The organism is Cupriavidus sp. D384 (genome assembly GCF_001652915.1).
GTDB lineage: Bacteria > Pseudomonadota > Gammaproteobacteria > Burkholderiales > Burkholderiaceae > Cupriavidus.
This window is the reverse complement of sequence record NZ_BBQI01000006.1, coordinates 1-21359: the sequence shown is the minus strand read 5'-3', so window position 1 is coordinate 21359 and position 21359 is coordinate 1. Positions and strand designations below refer to the sequence as shown.

Sequence of the window (21359 nt, the reverse complement as noted above, 5' to 3'; positions counted from 1 at the left end):
TCATTGCAAGCTGGTGAAAGCGCACCCACTTGCCACTTGGGGTTTCCCTCTTAATCGGATTACTGAAGGAAGCCCGTACAGGCGCAGCCGCCGCTGGGTTAGAACATTCAAGGATCCAGAAAAACGAACGCGCGTCTCCAGCGTTTCATCTGATGAAACGCTCAAATGCATGGTTGCTCCCCGCCATAGAATGGCCCGCGCCAACAGACGCCGGCAATGATCGGCACAGGAGACAACCCATGCGTAATCCCTCACTCGTTCGCACCGCCTTCGCCTGCATCGCTGCTGTATGCGGCTCGCACGTGCTGGCTCAATCTGGAAGCTATCCAAACAAGCCCGTCAAGATGGTTGTGCCGTTCGCGGCAGGTGGCCCCGCTGACGTCGTCGCACGTGAAGTTGGCGTGGCGCTAGGTAAAGAGCTCGGCCAGTCATTCGTGATCGACAACCTCGGCGGCGGTGCCGGCTTGCCTGCCATGAACTCGGTCAGCCGGGCAAATTCCGATGGCTATACGCTTCTCTTCGCGGCGTCCGGCAATATCGTCATCCAGCCTCTGCTGACAAAGAGCGTCGCGGATGCAGCCAAGCATTTGATGCCGGTGGGCATGGTTTCGACGAGTCCGCATGTCTTGGTGGTCAGCGCGAAGCTCCCTGTCCAGTCAACTCAGCAACTGATTGCCTATGCCAAGGCAAATCCAGGCAAGGTCAATTTTGGGTCCGCGGGTGTAGGAGGGCTTGCCCACCTCGGCATGGAGCAATTCAAGGCGACCGCAAAGATCGATATCAATCATGTGCCATACAAGGGCACATCGTTGGTCGTGAACGACCTTGTTTCAGGCGAAGTCCAGGGACTGTTCAGCAGTTTCCCCTCACTGAAAGGCATGATCGACAAGGGTGCCATTCGCGCCATTGGGCTCACTGCGCCATCGACATCGCCGAGCCTCAAGAGTATTCCTGTGATATCGGCCTCAGGATTGCCTGGATTCCAGTACACCACGTGGTACGGCATCTATGCGACGGCGGGCACCCCGAGCGACGTCATTACCCGCCTGAACGCAGCGCTGGTGAAAATCGGCAACGACAAGACTCTGCGTGAACGACTCGATACGCAAGGCGTCGACCTTCACGTCACTTCAGCCGACGACCTTGAAAAGCAGGCTCGTCAGGAAACCGCACAGTGGGACAAGGTCATCCGCAGCGCCAAGATTTCGCTGAACTAACCCGCCATTTATCGGGAGCACAGACCACCATGATCATCGATTGCCACGGGCATTACACGACCGCCCCCAAAGCGCTCGACGACTATCGCTCGCGACAGACCGCAAAGCTGCTTGAGCCGGCCGCGCCACCCCTCGCTCCCGATTTTCACATCAGCGACGACGACATTCGCGATAGCCTGGAGCGCAATCAGCTTCGTCTGCAACGCGAACGCGGGGTCGATATGACCATCTTGTCCCCCAAGGCGAGCGCCATGGCACACCATGTGGGCAATCCCACCACAAGCCTTCACTGGTCACAAGCTTGCAACGATTTGATTCACCGCGTGACGACTCTGTATCCGGCGCAATTCACTGCCGTCTGCCAGTTGCCGCAGTCACCAGGACATGGTCTCGATTCATGTATTGCTGAGCTCGATCGCTGCGTGAATACCCTAGGATTCATCGGCTGCAACCTTAACCCGGATCCCTCAGATGGGCACTGGAACGGGCCGCCACTTGGGGTCTCTTTGATTTCCCTGCACTTTACCGGGGTAGCCGCCCCTAGCATCCATGCGGGTTTCCGGGCGGCGCTCGCCTGATACCCCAGTCAAATCAGTCACTTGCTGACTGGTCCTTTGCTCCCCGTCCTGAATCGTTGATCGGCCCCTGGGCCCTGATAGCGCACCGGCGCGCCCGTGCGATCCCCTGTTTCGGCAAGATAATTATAGTTATCCATCTTTAGTCATTCCTTACCATGATTAAATTCCTTTCCTAACGTTAGGAGCGTGCGTAAGATAGGATCACATTTACCCTCAGTCCACCGCCATGCCCCGCCTCGCCGCCACGCCCGACCAGATCCGCGCCACCGTGCTGGCCATGCTGACCGAAGCCGGCGACGCGGCGCCGCCCACCGCCGCACGCTTTCGCCGCGTGGTGTCGGTGCGCAAGCTGCGCGACCGCCTCGGCGGCGGCGACCCGGCGACGCTTTCGCGCACGCTGAATGCCATCGAGGCCGAAGTCGTGCGCGTGGGCCTGGCCGACCTGGCCCTGCCCGAGCTTCCCGTCGAGATCGCCGAAGCGATGCGCGCGCTCTGGCAGGCCGCCGTTGCGGTGCAGTTGGAGGATGTGGTGCGCCTGCGGCGCGAAGCGCAACAGACCGCGGAGGCCGCGCAGTCTGCCCGCGCCGAGACCGAGTTGCGGGTCGAACTGCTCCGCGAGGAGCTGAGTGAGGTCCGCGGGCAGCTTGCCGCGCGCGACACCGCGCTGGCCGAAGCCAGCGCTGCCCTGGCGGCCGCCAGTGCGCGGGCCGACGAGCAGGCGGCACGTCGTGGCGAACTCGAAACGGCATTGGCGACCGCGCAGGATCGTGCCGACGCGAACAAGCGCGCCCACGCCGAGGCGATCGCTACCGTCCAGACGCGCTACGAGGCGCTGTCGAAGCAGCTCCTGCAGGAAACCGCCCATCAGCGCGACGCGGTGCGCGCCGAGCGCGCGCAACTGGCCTCCCAGCTCAAATTCGCCGAGCGGCGCGTCGCGGCGCTCGAGGAGGAGCGCGGACGGCAGGACGCCGAACTGGTCAGCGAGCGCGCTGCGCGCCAGACTGCCGTTGGCGAGGCCAGCGCGCTCAAGGCTGTTACCGCCAGCCAGCGCGCCCAGCTTGATGAGCTGCTGCGCGCGACCCTGGCTGCCGCACCGCCCCCGGCCAAGGTGGCGCGCGCACCCCGGTCGACCGGCAAGCCAGCCGGTAAGCCCGACGGCAAGCGCCGCGACAAGTCATGAATCCGGCCGACTGGATCGATACGGGCGCAGTCCCGCCGCGCCCGTTGCCGGCGACGGTCGATACGGCGCTCGCTTACCTCGCCGAGGCGCTCGGGCATCCGGTCTACGCGCACTGGACCCTGACGCGCATCAAGCGTCGCTACGGATCACTCTCGGACGCCAAGGCTGCGCAGCCGACGGTGCTTAAACTGCTGCTGGCCCACGACGGGGCGGTCGAGTACTGGGAGCGCGGACGCCTGCGCACCGCGCCGGCGGAACAGGCGCCGAGCGCGGAGGCGGTCCTCGCCCGGCTGCTCCACACGCACCGCCGTCGCTTCCGCTCCTCCCCTGCTTTGCCGGGAAGCCCTGCGGGGATGCCGGCCGATCCGGAGCCCGCCGGGTGGGTCGTCGCGCCATGGCTGGCAGCCTCCGGCCATGCCGACTATGCGTGGCTCGCGCGCATCGGCCGCTTCGCCCAGCCACAGACCGCCGCCAACACGCTGGGTGCCGTCGACGACGCGCAGGCACTGGCGCTTTTTATGCGCGACCGGACCGGCCGATCGTCCCACACGCGACGCGCCTACGGCGCAGAACTGCTTCGCCTGATACGCTGGTGCGGCACGCGCGGCCTGGGACCATTGTCGGACCTGACGCGACAGCAGCTGCTTGCCTACCGGCACGCGTTGCAGCACGGCGAGTCCCGTACAGAAAACGCCTCGCCGCCGCTATCCGAAGCGACCCGCACGCGGGCCCTCGCGGTGGTGGCGAGTCTTTACGGCTACTGGTACGCCACCGGCTACCTGCATGCCAACCCGGCCGCCGGTCTGTCCGCAGGCAGTCGCGCGCGTTCCGGTTTTGTGCCGACGCGGCTGATTCCGCCAGCGCTGCTGGACGCGTGCGATGCCTGGCTTGACGCGAACCGTGCCGACGATGCGTTGCCGGCGCTTCGCCAGCGGGCGATCTGGGCGCTGTATCGCTATGCCGGCGTGCGCCTGGCGGAACTGGCCTGGTCGGCCGAAACTGCACTGCCCCGGCTGGAGGCCGAGGCGCCCGGGCGGTGGACGCTCTATGTCTGCGGCAAGGGGCGCAAGGTACGCGCCATCCCGCTGCCGACCCCGTGCATGGTCGTACTGCGGGCCTATCGGCATGCCCGCGGCCTGCCACCCGAGCCGCCGGCGCACGAGACGTTGCCCGTGATCCACGGCAACAAGGCGGAAGCGCTGCAGCAGGCAGGCCTCTATCGGGAGGTCAAGGCGATTTTTGCCGCCGTGGCGGATGACCTGGAGGCGCGCGAGCCGGCGCAGGCGTTGCTGCTGCGCGCCGCATCGCCGCACTGGCTGCGCCATGCCTATGCGCGCACGCTGGTGGTCGACCATCAGGTGCCGCTGCCCGCCGCCCAGGCGCTGCTCGGCCACGCTTCCGTGCAGACCACGGCGGCCTATGCCAGGACGGACCTGACGCAGTTGCGGGCCTTCGTCGACGCCACATTTGCCGACGATCTTCGTTAGCAATCTCTCAGGCCGGCTGGCGCCGCAGGCGAACCTGCGCCTTGTCGAGCCCAAGCCAGATGGCTCAGATCGACCCAAGGGAGCCGTTCAGTTGGGTTGAATCGAATGACTGCAGCGGGCCACAATCCGGCCAATGATGGATCGATGCGAAGTAAACCTCACTCTGGCTTAACCACGCGGGTTTCCAGGCAGTCACACCTCGTCTTTTAGAAATTCCCATGCAATGGCATCCGCCGCGTCCTTCCGCGCCCCCACCGGCGGCGGCCGCGGCAAGGGGCGGGAAAGCCCCCGCACCACGCCATACACATCGAGGGCGCAGAACCCGTTGTGCAAAATCTCGGCCAGCACGATGGGCGGATGGATGCCGGGCATCGGCGTGTCCGCGGTGAGCTGCGTGGTGACCTCGGTCTGGGGCGCGCCGAGCCAGAGACGGACGTGGAGGGGACAGTCGATGAGGGAACGGCCAGCCGGCAGGAGCAGAGCCCGATTGCCGTGGCGCAACAGGACGATGTTCATGGTGACAGCAGAAATGGAGTGGGCGTGGGGATCCCGTGCCGCCCGGTTGGGAAAAGGCCCGCCGGTGACTGGAAACGGCGGGCGCCCAAACGGCCGAGGCGCTGCTTGCGAAACGCCTCAGAAATGATCTTAGTACAGCCGCTCCCACTTTTGGATGGGTGCAAAACGCAGGTGCGCTTTCCTGATCTGTCGCTCTCGAAGGAGCGCGCGTCTGCCGTGAGCTATTGACCTGACGCCTTGCGGCATCAGGTGGTTTTTGGGGGACGTACCCCGCCTCGAGGCGGTAACCCCTGCCTCGCCAGAATCAGACAAACACTGACAGGAAGGCATACCGGCGCGCGTAGCATGAATCTCACTACTCGGGTGTCTTGATGCGTGCCGTGCCGGCACGCTCACCCCTGGTGGCATACCGGGGCAAAACTTGAACGATCCAACGGGGCGCACCAGCCGACCCTATCGCGGACTCGTGCTGCAACTCTTCGTTTTCCAGGTCATCTCGCCGGCCGGCAGCTGGGAGTGGGACTACGAGGTGACGGTCGAGAATGACAGCCGGGTGCGGTTGTGCGGGCCTTATTTTTCCTTGTCGGGCTACGGTACCCAGCGCGCGGCCGAGGACGCGTCCGTGCGCCGTGCGCGGATCGCGGCGGACGGCTGGCTCGGGGACATCTGACGTGCCACACGTAGTCCGAAGCCTCTGCCGCCGACGGTCGCTGACCGACCCTTAGCAGCCGCTACGACTCGCCTTAGCCAACGGCCGGAAATTGGTTGCATGAGCCATCGAATGGCTCTGGTGATGGGAATTTTCGGTAAGCCGCCAGACCAGCAGCTACGGGTCCGACACAAACACCGCCTCGGGAGTGGCAAGTGGCATGCTTGGACAATATTGACCTCTGCACCGATCAGGCGTTATGAAATTGCGCCGGTCACGGTGTCTGCGGCGGAAGATGCAGCATGGCCCCGACCGCTTCTGCCTGCGAACGCGAGCCGGTTTTCTCGAAGATTGCGCGCAACTGGGTCCGAACGGTGGCGACGGATACGCCGGCGGCGATGGCGTACTCGTCGGGGGTCTTGCCGCCGATTAGCGCTTCGCCGACAGCCGCCTCTGCCGCGGTCAGCCCGAACGCTTGCTGCAGTTGCCTGGCACGAACCATCGGTACCGAACCCCTGCGCCTGACCGTCACCAGGATTTCCGCATGACCGAATGTCATACGCGTAGCTGCGCCCGACAGGCGACTGATGCCCAGGAAGATTTCGGGCGGAAGACCCGGTGCTGCACGCAGCGCTACGCTTTCCCCCTGGCGCGATCTGAGCGTATCCGCCATCGCAGCCTGCAGTCTCGTGTTCTCGGCTGCCACGGTAGCCGACAGTTTCCCGTGATTGAGCCTTAGGCAGGTCGTGGCGCGCAACACCGCTTCCGCCGACTTGTTGGCGAAGACAAGTTTCAAGTCGCCATCGAGGGCGAACACAGCGACGCCCAACTGCGCCATCAGTTCTGATCCGATGGCTGCATCCCGATTCAGCACGCACGCGTCCTGCCAGAGGTTGATGGCACGCTGCAGGTGAATGGCCATGCCGCTGATGCCGTGGCGTTCCTGGTCTGAATAGGCCGGTCGATCGTTCATTCGTAACAATCCGAGAAGGATGTCATCGGAACCGGGCCGCGCCAGGCGCGCACCGGCCAGGTAGCGGAAGCCCGTCGGGATATGGAAGTCCTGGTAAAACTCGCTGCGCGCGACGTCGGTCTCGCTCAGGTAGTCTTGGCAAAATTGGAACTCGCCGATTGCGGCTTTGGCTACCACTTCACGCCGCGGGTCCAGGGCGCCGTAATACTGGTCATAGAGCGCCACGACTGAATCCCAGTGTCTGTCCGACGTGTAGGCAGACAAATGGGGGGCATTGCGTTCCGGATCCCAACTGAACATATGGAATCCGCTGGCCCCCAGCGCTTCGACTGTTGTTTGAAACACGTCGAGAAACCCGTCGTGCTGTACCGCGGCCTCATAGAGGTCGCCGATAAGATGGTCCCGTAGCAAGCCTTCCTCCCCAAAGGATCTGTTTTCCTTCTGATCGGCGCATGCGCCGACAAGCCTCTAGCGGGCTGTGTCCAGCTTCCCACAACGTCGAGCTAAATCGTGCCCCGCGAACTGGGGGATTGACGGCTCTTCATTCAAATGAATGATGCGGACCGATGTTTCATTTCAGAAAATCGTGGCGCGAAGACGGCCCATGCACGTCTCTCGCTTTCTGAAAAACGACAGGGGGAATCCGGTTTATGAAAACAAGAATTATTCTCGCGGCCATCGCTGCAGCGGCACTGAGCGCCTGTGGTGGCGGTTCCGATTCGGGAGCGCCGTCGGCTACACCCGCGGCATCGACCACGAAGCTATCCGGTACGGCCGCCGTGGGCGCGGCACTGGCAAATGCCACCGTACAGGCCAAATGCGCATCCGGTAGTGGTACGGCTACCACGGCCGCCGACGGCACGTTCGTCATCAACATCGCGGACGCCAAGCGCCCATGTGTGCTGAGCGTCACTACGGTAGACGGCGTAACGTTGCATTCGGTGGTGGAGGCGGGCACGAGCACGAGTGCTGTTGCCAACATCACGCCGCTGACCGAACTGGTCACGGCATCGCTGGCCGGCGGCAACACCAAGGACTTCTTCGAAAGCTTCGATGCCACCGCGCAATCGAAGCTGAATGCCGACGGTCTCAATGGCGCGATTCAAGCGGTCAAGCTGATCCTGACCGGCACGGTCGATCTGACCGGCGTGGACCCGCTCAAGGACACGCTCGTCGCCGCACATGGCAGCACGCCGGGCAACGCGCTCGACCAGCGACTCGATACCCTGGGCGACGCACTCGCTTCGTCCAAGACGTCGATCGCTGACCTGTCCGATGCGGTGGCCACCAACAAGGGTTCGACGGACGGCATCAAGACACTGCTGAATCCGGCCTCGGCCACCTGCGCGTCGTACCGCAGCGGCAAGTACCAGAAGGTGGACCTGACCGCCAACACGATCCAGCGCTTCACCGTGGATGCCGTGGCACTCAATCGCACCAATGACGCCACAAGCGCATCGGAGCACTTCGACGCGAATGCCACTGAAGCCTGCCGCTTCGGCAACAACGATGCCCGACTGCTGGTATCGAAGTCCGGCATCGGACTGGAGCGTCGCGCCGGCGCAGCGAGCCTGCTGATTCCGGAGCAGACCATTCCGATGTCCGAACTGGCGGGCGACTGGGTGGCGATGAGCTTTGAACGTGAGACCAACCCGGGCAACTACGGCTCGGGCCTGATCCAGTTCACGGTGGATGCCGCGGGCAAGTTCACCAAGGCTGCCGATTGCGGCTTGAGTGGCTGCGGCCAGCCCTGGCCGGCCAGCGACCTGCCGGCGTTCTCGGCCAACGCCAGCGGTGGCTTTGATCTTACCGACACCACCGGCACCGCTCGCGCATTCGGCTTCAAGGGCGTGGATGGGCAACTGGCCATCGTGATCGTGCATGCGGACGGATTCATGGTCGCGCGCCATCCGGTGGCACGCGCACTGCCAGCAGTGGGCTTCACCAACGCCTACTGGGACGCAGCGCTGAACCCCACCGGTGGTACCGACATCACGACGTTCTCGAACACCGTGATTGCCGTCGCCCCGGCTACCAGCACCTACACGCGCCAGCGCAGCGATGGCCGTATCGACACGTGGCAAGACAACCGGCCCTCCGTTGGCCTACGTTACCGACCGGAAGTGTTGCCGGTCAACGGCCTGCCCGGTGCGGCCGAGTCCATTGGCATGAGCCTGTCGAACACCGGCCTGACCGTTTCCATCAACGTGAACCCGACCAACCCGTTCTACTCCATCTCGATCGACCGACCGTAAGCCGAACTGGCTGACCTAGGGATCTGCACAAGGACCCGCGCGGCTTCGGCCGTGCGGGACTTTCTAACTGCTAAGCGACTGGTTTGACGGAGTTGTCGCTATCGCTCGCGCACGGATATTTCTCACAGCTTTGACCGGTTCGGCGTTAAATGACCTCGGCGGGAACTGGCTCGTGATCCGTGGCTTCGAGCACCCGCATCGCCAACTGATTCTTAGACGGTTCAAACAATCTGTCGAGATAGAGGTACTTGCAGCCCGCAAAGACATGGGTTGGGTTCGGCATAAGAAGCAGGTCCAACAATTGTGAACCGAAATAGTTGTCGATCTTCGGCTATCCGTCGAGCGGCCGCTCCTGGCCGGCTTGAGTCGGACGAACTATTGCTCACTGATGATTGGCGATCAGGGAGGGCCGACAGCGAAGGGTAGTACGACAATTGGCGCATGATTCCGACCTACGCACCGCATTTCACATAAATTGCGGCCGGCTCCTTCGGCTTAGCGGCGCGTCGAGGAGGGGGAAGACAGTTGACGACCCAACACGGTTTTTCGATGAGTCGTCATTTAATGACTTGAACTGGTAGGGAACGAGGAGTTGGTGGCGGCCCCTCCAGTCGCATGGTTGTAGCGAGGCCAGCATAAGAGGCGTCAAGTTCATGATGCCGCCACGAAACTAGCCGGGAACTAACCCCTACCAAATTGTTAGACGCAGTGCCGCGCTAGGGTGGCTACGCGCCACATTCCACGGGAGCGTTAGGTTTAGCCAACGCTTGAGCCCTGGATACCCAATTCTGGTGATGCGTTTGCTGCGCCGCTCGTTCAGAATCTCGCCGCCACATCCAAGAACTTCAATTTCAACGATCTAACACCATATGTTCGCGAGATCCCTTCGCAAGTATGTGCTCGTACTGGCGGCCTTCATGCCAATGGTCGCCGTCGCGGAAGACGCCCCCCGGGTCAAAATATCCACGAGCTCCGGCGACATCGTCGTCGAGCTTTATCCCGACAAAGCACCGCGGACAGTCTCCAATTTCCTGCAGTACGTCAGCTCCGGCGCTTACTCCGGCACCGTCTTTCACCGCGTAATCCCTGGCTTCATGGTCCAGGGTGGCGGGTTGGACGCCAATCTGAATGAAAAGCCGACCTACGGACGGGTACCGCTTGAAGCGAACAACGGGCTGCGAAACGATCGCGGCACGCTCGCAGCAGCACGGATGGTCGATCCAAACTCTGCGACCAATCAGTTCTTCATCAACCTGCAGGACAACGCCAACTTGAACGCACCGAATCCGGACGGCTATGGGTATGCGGTCTTCGGGAAAGTAGTGAGAGGCATGGATGTCGTTGACTCGATGGCCAACGTCTCGACTTCGACGGTTCGCGGGTTCTCCAATGTGCCTACGACGCCCATTACGATCCTGTCCGCGGCGATCGATACCTCGCCCGCGCAGTCGGTCGCTGACCCTGCAGCGGTCCCAGATACTGCTGGGCAGCGCAAGAAGGGCGGAAAACAGGCTATGTTGGCGCCTGAACCAGCCTCCGCCGGCGCACCCGGCACGCCGCTCAATGCGGACATGGAGCGACGGCTGTCCAAGACCCAGGGACGTGGCGCGAAGTCCAAGCAAAGCGCGGGTCCTCTTTGCTATGCTGAGCTTCGCCGGAAAGCCCTTGGGGATAAAGCCAACACCGATGCCCAGTTGCCCGAAGTTGAGCAGCGCTGGTACGAGGAAACGATGGCAAGCTACGCCAACTCATCGGCCGCTGAGGCAGAGTCAATTGCGAACGTCGTGGAAGTTCAGGAGGGAGATGAGCTCGGAGCGTGTATGAAGCGCGCCTGGCTGGCCCGCCGAGATGCGCTTGCGAAGGGTGCTGTGAGAGTGCCAACTGCGCAACCGAGCGATTTTCCCGCGACGTCGCAAGGTGGGCAAGCGCAAAGCGGGTTAGCGCAAGGTGGCCTCATTTGTGAGTCCGAGCTCAAGGCTATGTACACGGGGCCGAACGCTGGCGTGAACAGGAAAGATCCTGAATCGGCTGCTCGATACATTCGCAATGTTGCCGATGACTTCCACAGCGCTGGCCTGGCAAAAACGGAAGAGACAATCGAGCTGCTTTCGGGGTATGCGAGCAAGCGGCCAGTCGACTCCTGCCTGCTGCGTGCGTATCAGGCCCGGAAGCAAGAATTGTTGAGGGTCGCTTCACAGGGGGCGAAACCAGGCCAGAAGACCGAATACGGCTGGGACAGAGTGCTTTCTCGCCACAACGGACACACGCAAGAGGGATCTTGGTGACTGAGAATGGCCGACCTCGGCCGACCCGTTGGCCGCCGTTATGGCCGGTAGCTTGTGATCGACCCATCTCCGCGCTCGGGTTGGACGGCACGAAGGACCCTTGACAGAGTAGCGAAGCGGCGTTCTGCGTGCACCCTCCTTTTCAACGGCGCGATCAAAACCCCATCCCCCGCACAATGTTTCCGTCCGGCGGCGCTATGCTGAGAACTTCATTGCTCGCGCTAAGATCGTGCACGGGGGTCTTCAGGCGTCACGGCTGGCTTGATATGTGATTCATTGGGCTCGAAGTGTCCGATTTCGAAGAACAGAGTGCCAAAGGGGGAGCTGCTTGTGGGCGTCGCTGACCTCGGCTAGCCTGACAATTCATGCCGACCCGAAGCAACGCAGCAAAAACATTTGATGCCGGACCGTTTGCCCCGCCGAGAAGGCAAGATGCTAAAGCACTTGCGCCAGTTTTTTACCCCCTTAAACCTAGGGGCGGCCGCCTGGCTGATTGCAACATGGTCGTTCGCGGCTTTCCAGCTCGTCAGCGAGCGTGAGCGCTTGTTGCATAACGCCGCAGAGCGCACCCAGGCAGAGGCCCAGGCGTTCGGCGCATATTCGAAATCGAATATCCTGCGGCTATCCGAGTTTCTCCTCGACCTGAGGGCAAGTTGGCTGGTGAGCCAGTCGGGATTCAATGAGTTAGTACGGGAGCGCGAGAACCTGGTGGTAGACCTGTCGTTCCAGGTTGCAGTGATCGACAAGCATGGCTTGCTGGTTTATTCGTCCATCGCCCCACCCGAGCCCGGCGAAAAGGTTGATCTAAGCAAACGTGAGCATTTCCGGGTTCATCAAAACGCTGCCGGACGCGATGTCCTGTTTATCAGCGACCCAGTGAAGGGCAAGGTCTCGAACAAATGGTCCATCCAATTTACACGCCCGATCCTGCGAGCAGGTAGCTTCGACGGCGTCATCGTGGTATCGGTCAGTCCCGATCAGTTCGCGAGCTTTGCGCAGACCTTTACAAACCGCGATGGCGAGGCGGCGGCGGTCATCAAGAATTCTGGCCAAATCATCGCCCGTGTGCCGGCCTTGGAGGGCTCGCTTGCAAGGGCGATCATCGATCGCCCGTATCTGGCTAGCAATGCCGGCCTTACAGGTAGCTTCAGAGCATTGTCGGACTCCGAAGGCGTAGAGAGGGTGTTCGGGTATTACCGAATGCCGGAGTTCGGACTCAATTTCGTGGTGGGCCAATCGGTAGGGCTAGTACTTGCGCCCTACGCGGCCTATCGCCGTGTCGTTTTCGCCAGTGCCATAGCGTCGACGCTGCTGCTCGCGCTGTTGTACTACAGTCTACGCCGCTCCATGGAGGAGCGGCGACGCCATCTCGAAGAGATGCGGCTGGCTTCGCTGGTCTATTCGTCCAGCAGCGAGGCCATGGTGGTGACATCGTTGGACGGCACTATCATCGACGTGAACCCAGCATTCTCTGCCGCCACCGGCTATACGGTCACGGAGATCAGGGGCCGGTCAGGCTATAGCATCGGTGGAACAGGCCATACTGCAGCGCTGCGCGTGGAACGCCTGCGAGCCAGCGTGGAAGCCACGGGAAAATGGAATGGGGAAATCCCGATTCGCCGCAAGGATGGTAGCGAGTTCCCAGCTTACTTGACTGTGGATACCTACCTTGCCCACGCGCACGGCGAACGCCGCCGTGTCGCGCTGATCCATGACATGACAGAAAAACGCCGGGCGGAGGAGGTCATCCGGCACCAGGCAAATTATGACGCGCTCACGGACCTACCCAACCGTCGGTTGTTTTTTGAACGCTTGCAGCAGGAGATCGAGCGCTCGCGTAGCACGCAGGATGTGCTGGCGCTACTGTTCATTGATCTGGATCGGTTCAAGGAGGTGAACGATACCCTCGGCCACGACCAGGGCGACCTGTTGCTGCGGGAGGCGGTGCGTCGCATTACGGGATCGATACGCGCGACAGATACCGTTGCCCGCCTCGCTGGCGACGAGTTCACCGTCATTCTGCCAGCGGTCGGCCATACCGGCGTCGCCGAGGGCATCGCCCAAGCCATCTTGGAACGCATAGCAGCACCATACAGTTTGGCCGGCGAAATGGTCGTTGTGTCGGCCAGTATCGGTGTGGCGATCTACCCCCAAGACGCCGATAGCGCCGAGGCGCTGGTGGTGTGCGCTGACCAGGCAATGTTTGCGGCCAAGAAAGAGGGACGTAATCGCTCGAAAGCGTTCACCAAGGCCCTGCTGCAGGCAGAAAAGGAGCGCCTGCGCATTACGCATGATCTGCGCACGGCGCCGGCAGCCGGGCAGTTCCTTCTGCACTACCAACCGATTGTCGATCTGCGGACGGGCAAGGTATGCAAAGCTGAGGCCCTGATCCGCTGGAACCATCCGGCCCGCGGGCCTATCCGCCCGGCGGATTTCATCGCCGTCGCAGAAGAATCCGGACTCATCATCGATATTGGCCGATGGGTGCTGACAGAAGCGCTGGAGCAGCTTGTACGCTGGCAGGCGGTGCTGGGCAAAGGTTTCCAGATCTCGGTGAACAAGTCCCCAATGGAGTTTTGCGCGCCCGCAAGCGGATCCGACTCGTGGTCCGCGGTGATTGAGCGCAAGAATCTGCCAGTCGGCAGCCTGGTCATTGAGATCACCGAACGCGCGGTGATGGAGCAAAGCGCCGACGTCGTCAATCAACTGGCCCGCTTCCAGGCGGCCGGTATCGAAATCGCTTTGGACGACTTCGGCACTGGCTATTCTTCGCTATCGTACCTGAGGCGCCTAGATGTCGACTACATCAAGATCGACCGCTCCTTCATCCGTTCGCTGACCCGAGGTCCAGATGACGTGGCCTTGTGCCGTGCCATTATTGGCATGGCGCATGCACTGCGCATCCGCGTGATTGCAGAAGGGATCGAAACAGCGTCGCAGCGCGACATTCTCGTGGCTGCCGGATGCGACTACGGGCAGGGCCACTTCTTTTGTCCGCCGGTGGACGCCAGCCAATTTGAAGCGTTCGTGAGCGAACTCACATGAGGCGCGCGACGGCGGCTCTCTCTCACTGTCGGTGTGAAAGTTCGGCGATGTGGTACTGCATTTCCGACAACAGCGTTTCACCGGCGCGGCGAGATTCGACGGCGGCCATACTGAGCAACAGGCCGTCGTCGCTGGAGAGCACTGCTAAAAATGGCCGGCAAGGCGCAGGCGGATTATAGATGACTGCTTTCATGACTTTCCCCGGTAAGGTTGCAGAGCGCTATCCGCGATCTCTTCGCGGATTGGCACTCAAGAACGCTGCAAATCTTGACTTGGAATAGCGAAAGCCGGCGAACACCACGTGAGAGAAATCCGACGAGTGACAAATGCCTATCGTGGAAATAACATTCCCGGCAGGTGGTGCGAAGAAAGCCCGCACCGAGGCAGGCAAGCCGATTTTGAGGGCTCGCTTCAGGGGTCCACTCGCTGCGGGGTTGAACCAAAAAAAAGCCAGGCGCGCGGGGCTGCGGCCTGGCTGTCCCGACCGCTACGCTCAGTTTGCGGGCGACCAAGTACCGAAAGCCGGCGCCGACGCTGACCACGTTCTGGGCGTCGCTGAAACTGTTCCAGTGGCCATACGCCTTGCCCATTCCGGTGAAGCCCAGCACACTCCATCGCGGGGTGACGTGTTTGGTTCTTGAAAGCCTTGGCGGCAGCGTAGCCCAGACGGCCCGCCAGTGCTAGCGCGGCGGCGAAGGCGACATCGTTGCATCCGGTCCAGAAATCAAATCGCGTCGCTTTTGGGCACTGGGAAGAATCGAACAAGATAAGCCGCGCCAGCATTGCAATCTGGTCGCCACCGCGCGCTTTCGCCTACAGTTAGAGCATTCATCGGAGACGTACGTGGATGCACTGAACACCTCGCTGGCGCGCCTTAGCCGTCACGCCCTGCTGTGTGCAAACGCGCTGTCGGCCGTGGCTGCTGCCGCATCGGATCCGCAGATGAGGGCGGTGCTTATGCACCGCGCCAATATGCAACGCGTGGCGTCGATCGAACTGGCGGCCCGGGCCGGTGCAGCCGGCGACGGCACGGGCGACGACAACGGCGCCGGCGCGGCGGGCCGCACTCGCGATCCGCTAAATCTGTCACCCCCCGCCGAATCCGGTGAATTGCCTCTGCTGCGTCATGCCATCCAGCAGGCCGGCCGCGCAGCGGCAGCTTATGGCGCGTTGCTCCGAGAGCCGCTCGCCGATGCGCAGTTGCGTCTGATACTGACCCACTACTACCGGGGCGCGACTGAACTACAGCGGCTTTTGGAACAGCGCGCAATGGAGTTCAACCCGGTGCGGTCGGGGGCCGGGGCACGCCGCCTGATGCCGCCCGTACATTAGCTGACGATCGAGCCCAGGCAATCACTGCGCTCGCGGCGCGCACCCTGTTCCTGGTCGGGCTGATATGCCGGATCACCGGCGAATGGCGTGCACGAGACTCGATTTCCTTTCGCCGATGAGGCGTGGTGCCATCCCGATTTGGCGCTCACGTCCGGCAGCTTCCGTCTGGCGCTCACGTCTTGGGCCACCACCCTAGACTGCTGCGCAACTCAGGCCGGGCGCCGGGACGCAGCCATTGCACTCGGAACGCGGGCGTACCAGCTCACGCCCTAGGGTGCGATGCAATCTCGGTATCCGAAAAAGGGCCCGCTAAAAATAGCGGGCCGAGATGGAGGGAAGCATCTGTAAGGGTTCGTCTGATAGATGAGCCTCATTGACGAGAAGCTCCCTCATCATGGCGAAAATTGCGACCTCAGCACAGGAAAAGTTTTGTAGCTTGCCGGTGAGCTCGTCTGAGCATTCCCAATTATAGATAGAACATCGATGGCCGAAACCTTCAAAGGCCTCGGAATATTACATCACGACGCGATTTACGGCTGGTCGTCACGCTCCTCGTGTTCTCGGATATACGACGACCTTTTCGGGAAGGAGCCAAACGAAGCTAGTAGCGTAAAAGCTCCGGGCCAGCGTGGCCGGAGCAGGTGCCGATTCCCCAGTGGAATGCTGGCTGCCGTCATATCCACAATGTGTGCATTCTGGACAGTCCAACTACGCACTTTTCATAACGGCGCTAGCGCATACTGCCGAGTCTGACCGGGTCATTACCCTCCATCGAAATGCGCCCCGCGCGTTGTTTGTGCGCGCCGGTACCCCTCTCGCGCAAGCCCCCCAGAAGCTCTAGCGTGGCTCGGTACGATCGAGACCTCCGTCGACTCAGAGCTTGACGCGAAAACCCCAATGCTTGGTTTAAGTCCCTCCGCGATACATTACGATCTCACGGTTCATGGGTACTGCGTAGTGGACGCTCAAGAGACTAACGGCATTACACCGCCGGCCAACGGTCTGCCGGGCATCGTTGGTGACTTGAGGCTCTAAACCGGGATAGTTTTGGAGGTTATCCGAAAGTTTACGTTTATGTCTCACCCGACACGCGCTTGCGTCAGCCCAGCCCGCTGGCGCTGCGTATCATTGGCGAACGTAACAAGAACCCAGTGACCAAGTCATAACAACCCATCCTGACCCGTTCTGGCTTTTCTTTAGCTGCCGATGGCACGTGGATTAGGGCCTGAGCAGGGGCACTTCTGGGATGAGAATTTGCCCGATTTCGTCTAACGCTGCCAAGAGCGCAGGGGTCCGCTCAATGATTTGACGCGCTTTCCGATACTCCGGGCTCGTGGGGACCACCTGCCACCGTGCCGCTTCACCTTGGGCGATACGACGGCGCTCAACTATTGCTTTTTTGAGGAGGTCCACGGCTTCCCGTTGTTCTCGGTCCAATCGCATACTTGCATCTCGTCATTCCCAATGCAGATCAGCATAACAGCAACCGTTACTGCCCGCGCGGTTAGATGCGCTGGCAACGAACGTAGTCTGAGCTACGGGTTAATCTCCGCTAGCAGACGTCGAGGGTTTCAAATTCGGGCATACAGATCCGCTAGTTGTGATTCCAGTCAGCGTCGGTTTGTGACGGCGCCGCAGACGCCCGCCGGCAAGAGGCGGTGGCTCCGACCTCTGGCGGATACCGGGCCAACCGGCTGCAGCCTAAACTTTTTCGGCGGAGGATCCCCCCGCTTCCGCGCTGTGATAGTCCTCGGCCCGACTTCTCCCCGGCGTCGGGCCGTTTTTTGGAGAAGGCATGGCTGTGGGGCGGCGGCCGCGCTCCCACCAAAAATCAGCGGAACACGGATAGGAAGGAGTGGCGGCGCGTGTAGCATAAATCTCACCACTCGGATGTCCGGATGCGTGTCGCCCCGGCACGCGCAGTCCCTAGTGGTCCACCGGGGGACAACCTGACCGATTCATCTGACCACACCCGCCAGCGCTATCGCGGCCTCGTGCTCGACCTGTTCGTGTTTCAGCTCATTCCGCCGGTGGGGAAGGAGGAGTGGGACTACGAGGTGACGGTCGAGAATGAGGACCGGGTGCGCCTGTGCGGACCTTATGTTTCCTTGTCGAGCTACGGCACCCAGCGCGCCGCAGAGCAGGCGTCCGTGCAACGGGCGCGAATTGCGGCGGACGGCTGGCTGGGTGACATCTGACCGGCCCTTGCCGACCCTGACTTTTAGCCTGCGCGCGATGGATGGCGGAAGTCATTGGTCGGGCAAGTATTGCCGCCCGGATATCCCCAGGTGAAGCCGGGGACGTGGCATGGAAAATCTTCGCCTGCCCCTGCCCCTGCCAGCGCCGCCCAGCTACCGGATTGTGCGCCCGGCATGCCCGATACCGAACCTTTCCGGACACGTCTCTGCCGCCCGGAGTTCGCCTATAAACCCTGACGCATAGTCGTGGGGATATGTAATGCGCGCAAAACATCGGTTGGCTCTCATGGCTCGCCTGTTGGAACTGGATCGGAAGCTGGCTGCCTCGCGGCAGCGGATCCGGCGGCAGCTCGACCGGGTACGGGAAGCGAGGCTGGACGGGGGCGACGTTGCGCTCAGCCTGCAGGTGCTGCGCCACTTGCAGGGCGGTTATTCGGATCTGGTGCGGATCAGAGACAACCTTTGCCACGAAACGGGGGCTAGACGCTACGCAAGCGTCTGATGAGTGCAAGATGCGCGCGGTGCGCCGACAAGATGTCCCGCAGCACGGAAAGCAGATTCAGCGCCCTGGACGTATCAAGTGCCTGCATGCGAAGCCGCCGTATCAAAGTTATCTGCTGTCGAATGTGGGCGCGGCACGCGGCGACGTGTCGCAGGACCCTCTCGTAGTGGGCGTCGAGTTGTGCCTGGTTCATGGCGGACTCGGCGGCTTGTGGAGGAATACACTTTCACCCTAGCCCGGACAATGGCGCGTCGGAGCGGCGCTAGTCGCGGGCGAAAATCGGCCAGCGTTTCGGTATTTCCGTATGTCCGATGTTTGCTGTATCTATGCTGCGATCTGCAGCAGGCGGGAGGCATCCATGCGCACCATGCGACACCGATCTTGTCGCTGTAGGTGGCGTGGCGGCCTTTCTTGCAGGCATTGCCGTGGCCGCCATCCAAGCGCGACTGAAATGATGCCGGAACGGCCGCTGAATGGATGGGTTGACGGAGCGGCGGGGCCTACGGCGCGCGGGCAGGCCTCGGAATGGACCTTCGCCCAATTGACACAGTGTTTTCCGGTGCGCTGAAATAATCAAGAGCTTCCAACATCGGAACAGCCAACGTATAGCACTGGAAGCCGCGTCCACTTCAGGGAGAAAGCAGGCATGGGATCGCTCCTTTACGATTCCGGTGTGTTCGGCGCCATTGCTTTATGTGTCGGACTGTTCGCGAGCATCTTGGTGGCTATGGATGTCGGACGGTTGGTGTGGCAGTGGCAGGTCAATGCTGGTCGGGAACCCGAGAGTACCGGGGTAGGGGCGGTTACGAGCGCGATTTTCGCGCTGCTCGGTCTGCTTATCGCCTTCACTTTTTCGGGGGCAGCCAGCCGATTCGAGGCAAGGCGCACTCTGGTCGTTCAGGAAGCTAACGACATCGGCACCGCTTACCTGCGGCTGGATCTGCTGCGCACGCCCGTCCGCGATGAGCTTCGAGAAACATTTCGGCAATATTTGGATGCTCGACTCCAGGCGTATCGGGCAGTGCCCGATCGCGAGGGCGTAGCGCAAGCGCTCGCGCGCGCCAGTGAACTGCGTGACCGCCTGTGGGAAAGATCCGTCGAAGAGTCCCCCCGCGCCTCGACTACGTCAGCAACCATGCTACTGTTGCCGGCACTCAATGCTGCATTCGATACGGCTTCGACCCGCCTGGCTTCTACTATGGAGCATCCGCCTAGCGTGATCTACGCCCTGCTGCTGGCGCTGAGTTGGATTGGTGCCCTCTTTGCCGGATACGGTATGGCGAGAAGGGGGCCACGCAACTGGCTCCATGCGTTGCTATTTGCGGTAACCCTTGCTGCAACCCTCTATGTCATTGTCGATCTCGAATTTCCGCGTCTAGGTCTGATCCGAGTCGACGAATTCGACCAAGTACTGCAGGAAGTTCGCGACGGCATGAAATGAAATGGACAGTGTCGGGAGCGTGAAGTGCTAAGTGTGAACGAAGCAAGACCACGGGCTACCGGAACGCACCGGCGCGAGAAGCCACGTCCTATCCCGTTCCCGTCACCGAATTCGTCACGAACTCGACGGCCGGCTTCCGGTGTCGAGCCTCCAGTCGTATCAATCTTCTGTCAGGCGTCACTTAGCCCTGCGCGGCGCGAGCCGGGGGCGTCTCGCCAGCCACGAACCACGAGTTCACCGGCCGTCATTGGCTTACCAAAAAGCCAGCCCTGGGCATACTCGACCCCCGCGTCGCGCAGGTAATTTGCCTGTTCTTCGCACTCAACGCCTTCTGCGATCAGCATGAGGTTGCACTCCTTTGCCATCGCTATGATGTGGTCGACAACATTTCCGGTCGCGGCACCACTACCGATCGCTGATACAAAGGATTTGTCAATCTTTAGATATGCGGCATCAAGGGACCCTAAATATGACAAACTGGAATACCCGATGCCGAAGTCGTCAATCGCAACGGAAATGTCTAGCTCGCGAAGGCGCCGGATAACGCTGTTGGCGTGGTTGACATTGAGAAGCCCGCTCTCGGTTGCTTCGACCATTAGGCGCGGCAGACCGGACCGGTCTCGGGCCTGCCGGAGCTTTTCCACGATCGCGGTATCCGAAAGGTCTTGGGCGCTGAGGTTGATGGATACGTAACGGTGACCGGCATGCTGTGCCAGGTACTCGTGGGCGTCCTTGACTAGGGCGTCAAGCATGGCGGCGGTCAACCGTTTCATCCGGTGATGCTGTTCCGCAAGGGGGATAAACTCGTCCGCACCCGCAACTTCCCCGCCGGACCGACGCCACCGCAAGAGCGCTTCGGCTCCGGCCCATCGGCCATTGCTTAACTCCACAATTGGCATGTACACGAGCGACAGCTCCCTGCGGCGGATCGCTCGATCAAGTTTCGCGAGCATTCCAGTACGTTGCCGGAGGAATGCTAATAGCAGTAAGGCAATCGCAGTACCGACGATGCCTCCCAAGGGGGCTGCAATACGCGCGAAGTCTCGCCACGAATGGTGCACCGCACTGACGGGTACGGAGGCAACGGCAGCATAGTCGTTGGACGCAGAGAACCGAATGGTTCCGACCTGTTCGTCACCTGCCCATTGCATCTGGCCGGACTCCGGGTGAAAGACGGGCAGTTGCTGAACTTCGATCCGGCCACGCGCCAGAATGATACTTCTGTTCGAGACCGCCACGAGCGCGATAGAGACGTCGCGAACTTCACTCCCTGCATCAAGAATCAGGTCCGGAAGGGCGAGGCTCGAGTAGCCGCTGTCCGCTTCCGTGACCATGAAGAATTTTGCGTTCGGCAGGAACGGCAACAGAACCGAACGACGGATCCATGCCTTACGCCCGCTCATGTAGTCAGCCGGCCCCACCGGAATGCCGTCGGCGTGATCGCCATATGACGAGCAGAGGAGTCGGTCTCCGTCAACATAGCCAATCAGTTGAAGGTAGCTCGAGTTCAGTGCGAGCCTGCGCATCGTTGCGATCCCGAGAGGCGTGCAGGGTGTTGATATAGAAGATTGTTGGAGAACGTTGCGCGCGCGCGATCTGGTCGCTAACGGCATGAGCTGTTGATTTGCACTGAGAACTGACCCACCTGACCCGGTAATTTGCATCGAATGTTGACCCACGTGTAGAACACTGTCCTGCTCG

Annotated in this window: 15 protein-coding genes and 1 pseudogene; 12 read left to right on the top strand and 4 right to left on the bottom strand. The window is 61.5% G+C overall.

The annotated features are described in order from the left end of the window. The first annotated feature begins 239 nt into the window (after positions 1-239). The 4 genes from A9J21_RS01875 (at position 240) to A9J21_RS01860 (ending at position 4462) form a co-directional block, all read left to right on the top strand. Complete coding sequence (locus A9J21_RS01875) at positions 240-1217, top strand: tripartite tricarboxylate transporter substrate binding protein (protein ID WP_082926178.1); 978 nt, start codon at positions 240-242, stop codon at positions 1215-1217. A gap of 29 nt (positions 1218-1246) precedes the next feature. After that, on the top strand, positions 1247-1795 hold the full coding sequence (locus A9J21_RS01870) for an amidohydrolase family protein (RefSeq protein ID WP_231906776.1): 549 nt from the start codon (positions 1247-1249) through the stop codon (positions 1793-1795). Positions 1796-2021: 226 nt separating this feature from the next. Continuing rightward, positions 2022-2975: a DNA-binding protein gene (locus tag A9J21_RS01865; protein WP_066731314.1), complete on the top strand. Its 954-nt coding sequence runs from the start codon at positions 2022-2024 to the stop codon at positions 2973-2975. Then, positions 2972-4462: a tyrosine-type recombinase/integrase gene (locus A9J21_RS01860; protein ID WP_066731311.1), complete on the top strand. Its 1491-nt coding sequence runs from the start codon at positions 2972-2974 to the stop codon at positions 4460-4462. Before A9J21_RS01865 ends, A9J21_RS01860 begins: the two co-directional genes overlap by 4 nt. Before the next feature lie 192 nt (positions 4463-4654). On the opposite strand, the gene A9J21_RS01855 is transcribed toward A9J21_RS01860, so the two are convergent. Beyond that, on the bottom strand, positions 4655-4978 hold the full coding sequence (locus A9J21_RS01855) for a hypothetical protein (protein ID WP_066731309.1): 324 nt from the start codon (positions 4976-4978) through the stop codon (positions 4655-4657). A gap of 421 nt (positions 4979-5399) precedes the next feature. On the opposite strand from A9J21_RS01855, the gene A9J21_RS01850 reads away from it, so the two are divergent. Continuing rightward, positions 5400-5648, top strand: a complete 249-nt coding sequence (locus tag A9J21_RS01850) for a hypothetical protein (RefSeq protein WP_156545609.1) — start codon at positions 5400-5402, stop codon at positions 5646-5648. A gap of 253 nt (positions 5649-5901) precedes the next feature. On the opposite strand, the gene A9J21_RS01845 is transcribed toward A9J21_RS01850, so the two are convergent. Further along, positions 5902-7011, bottom strand: coding sequence for a helix-turn-helix transcriptional regulator (locus A9J21_RS01845; RefSeq protein WP_066731304.1), 1110 nt, complete (start codon positions 7009-7011; stop codon positions 5902-5904). Positions 7012-7250: 239 nt separating this feature from the next. Between A9J21_RS01845 and A9J21_RS01840 the strand changes: the two genes are divergently transcribed. The 3 genes and pseudogenes from A9J21_RS01840 (at position 7251) to A9J21_RS01830 (ending at position 14185) form a co-directional block, all read left to right on the top strand. Continuing rightward, positions 7251-8855 (top strand): hypothetical protein, encoded by a 1605-nt coding sequence (locus A9J21_RS01840; RefSeq protein WP_066731303.1) that lies wholly within the window; start codon positions 7251-7253, stop codon positions 8853-8855. 917 nt (positions 8856-9772) lie between these two features. After that, positions 9773-10279: pseudogene (locus tag A9J21_RS32175) on the top strand (peptidylprolyl isomerase); the annotation flags it as partial. 1293 nt (positions 10280-11572) lie between these two features. Further along, positions 11573-14185, top strand: coding sequence for an EAL domain-containing protein (locus A9J21_RS01830; RefSeq protein ID WP_404851338.1), 2613 nt, complete (start codon positions 11573-11575; stop codon positions 14183-14185). A gap of 22 nt (positions 14186-14207) precedes the next feature. On the opposite strand, the gene A9J21_RS31335 is transcribed toward A9J21_RS01830, so the two are convergent. Continuing rightward, positions 14208-14378, bottom strand: a complete 171-nt coding sequence (locus tag A9J21_RS31335) for a hypothetical protein (RefSeq protein ID WP_156545607.1) — start codon at positions 14376-14378, stop codon at positions 14208-14210. Between the two features lie 650 nt (positions 14379-15028). Between A9J21_RS31335 and A9J21_RS01825 the strand changes: the two genes are divergently transcribed. From A9J21_RS01825 to A9J21_RS01800, 4 genes are all read left to right on the top strand, one after another. Continuing rightward, entirely contained in the window at positions 15029-15517 is a 489-nt protein-coding gene (locus A9J21_RS01825) for a hypothetical protein (RefSeq protein WP_066731296.1), read from the top strand. A gap of 1898 nt (positions 15518-17415) precedes the next feature. Then, positions 17416-17715, top strand: coding sequence for a hypothetical protein (locus A9J21_RS01815; RefSeq protein ID WP_156545605.1), 300 nt, complete (start codon positions 17416-17418; stop codon positions 17713-17715). A gap of 286 nt (positions 17716-18001) precedes the next feature. Then, positions 18002-18217 carry a hypothetical protein gene (locus A9J21_RS01810; RefSeq protein WP_066731290.1) on the top strand — a complete coding sequence of 72 codons (216 nt, stop codon included), beginning with the start codon at positions 18002-18004 and terminating at the stop codon, positions 18215-18217. A gap of 646 nt (positions 18218-18863) precedes the next feature. Beyond that, positions 18864-19658 (top strand): DUF4239 domain-containing protein, encoded by a 795-nt coding sequence (locus A9J21_RS01800; RefSeq protein ID WP_066731286.1) that lies wholly within the window; start codon positions 18864-18866, stop codon positions 19656-19658. A 170-nt stretch (positions 19659-19828) separates the two neighbouring features. Here the strand turns inward: A9J21_RS01800 and A9J21_RS01795 are convergent. After that, a partial coding sequence (locus tag A9J21_RS01795; protein WP_082926176.1) for an EAL domain-containing protein occupies positions 19829-21359 on the bottom strand: 1531 nt, incomplete at its 5' end.

What these genes read in the sequence shown, in the direction of transcription:
- A9J21_RS01875 (WP_082926178.1), top strand. Translation starts at nt 240, where the DNA reads ATGCGTAATCCCTCACTCGTTCGCACCGCCTTCGCCTGCATCGCTGCT.
- A9J21_RS01870 (WP_231906776.1), top strand. Translation starts at nt 1,247, where the DNA reads ATGATCATCGATTGCCACGGGCATTACACGACCGCCCCCAAAGCGCTC.
- A9J21_RS01865 (WP_066731314.1), top strand. Translation starts at nt 2,022, where the DNA reads ATGCCCCGCCTCGCCGCCACGCCCGACCAGATCCGCGCCACCGTGCTG.
- A9J21_RS01860 (WP_066731311.1), top strand. Translation starts at nt 2,972, where the DNA reads ATGAATCCGGCCGACTGGATCGATACGGGCGCAGTCCCGCCGCGCCCG.
- A9J21_RS01855 (WP_066731309.1), bottom strand. Translation starts at nt 4,978, where the DNA reads ATGAACATCGTCCTGTTGCGCCACGGCAATCGGGCTCTGCTCCTGCCG.
- A9J21_RS01840 (WP_066731303.1), top strand. Translation starts at nt 7,251, where the DNA reads ATGAAAACAAGAATTATTCTCGCGGCCATCGCTGCAGCGGCACTGAGC.
- A9J21_RS01830 (WP_404851338.1), top strand. Translation starts at nt 11,573, where the DNA reads ATGCTAAAGCACTTGCGCCAGTTTTTTACCCCCTTAAACCTAGGGGCG.
- A9J21_RS31335 (WP_156545607.1), bottom strand. Translation starts at nt 14,378, where the DNA reads ATGAAAGCAGTCATCTATAATCCGCCTGCGCCTTGCCGGCCATTTTTA.
- A9J21_RS01815 (WP_156545605.1), top strand. Translation starts at nt 17,416, where the DNA reads ATGCGTGTCGCCCCGGCACGCGCAGTCCCTAGTGGTCCACCGGGGGAC.
- A9J21_RS01810 (WP_066731290.1), top strand. Translation starts at nt 18,002, where the DNA reads ATGGCTCGCCTGTTGGAACTGGATCGGAAGCTGGCTGCCTCGCGGCAG.
- A9J21_RS01800 (WP_066731286.1), top strand. Translation starts at nt 18,864, where the DNA reads ATGGGATCGCTCCTTTACGATTCCGGTGTGTTCGGCGCCATTGCTTTA.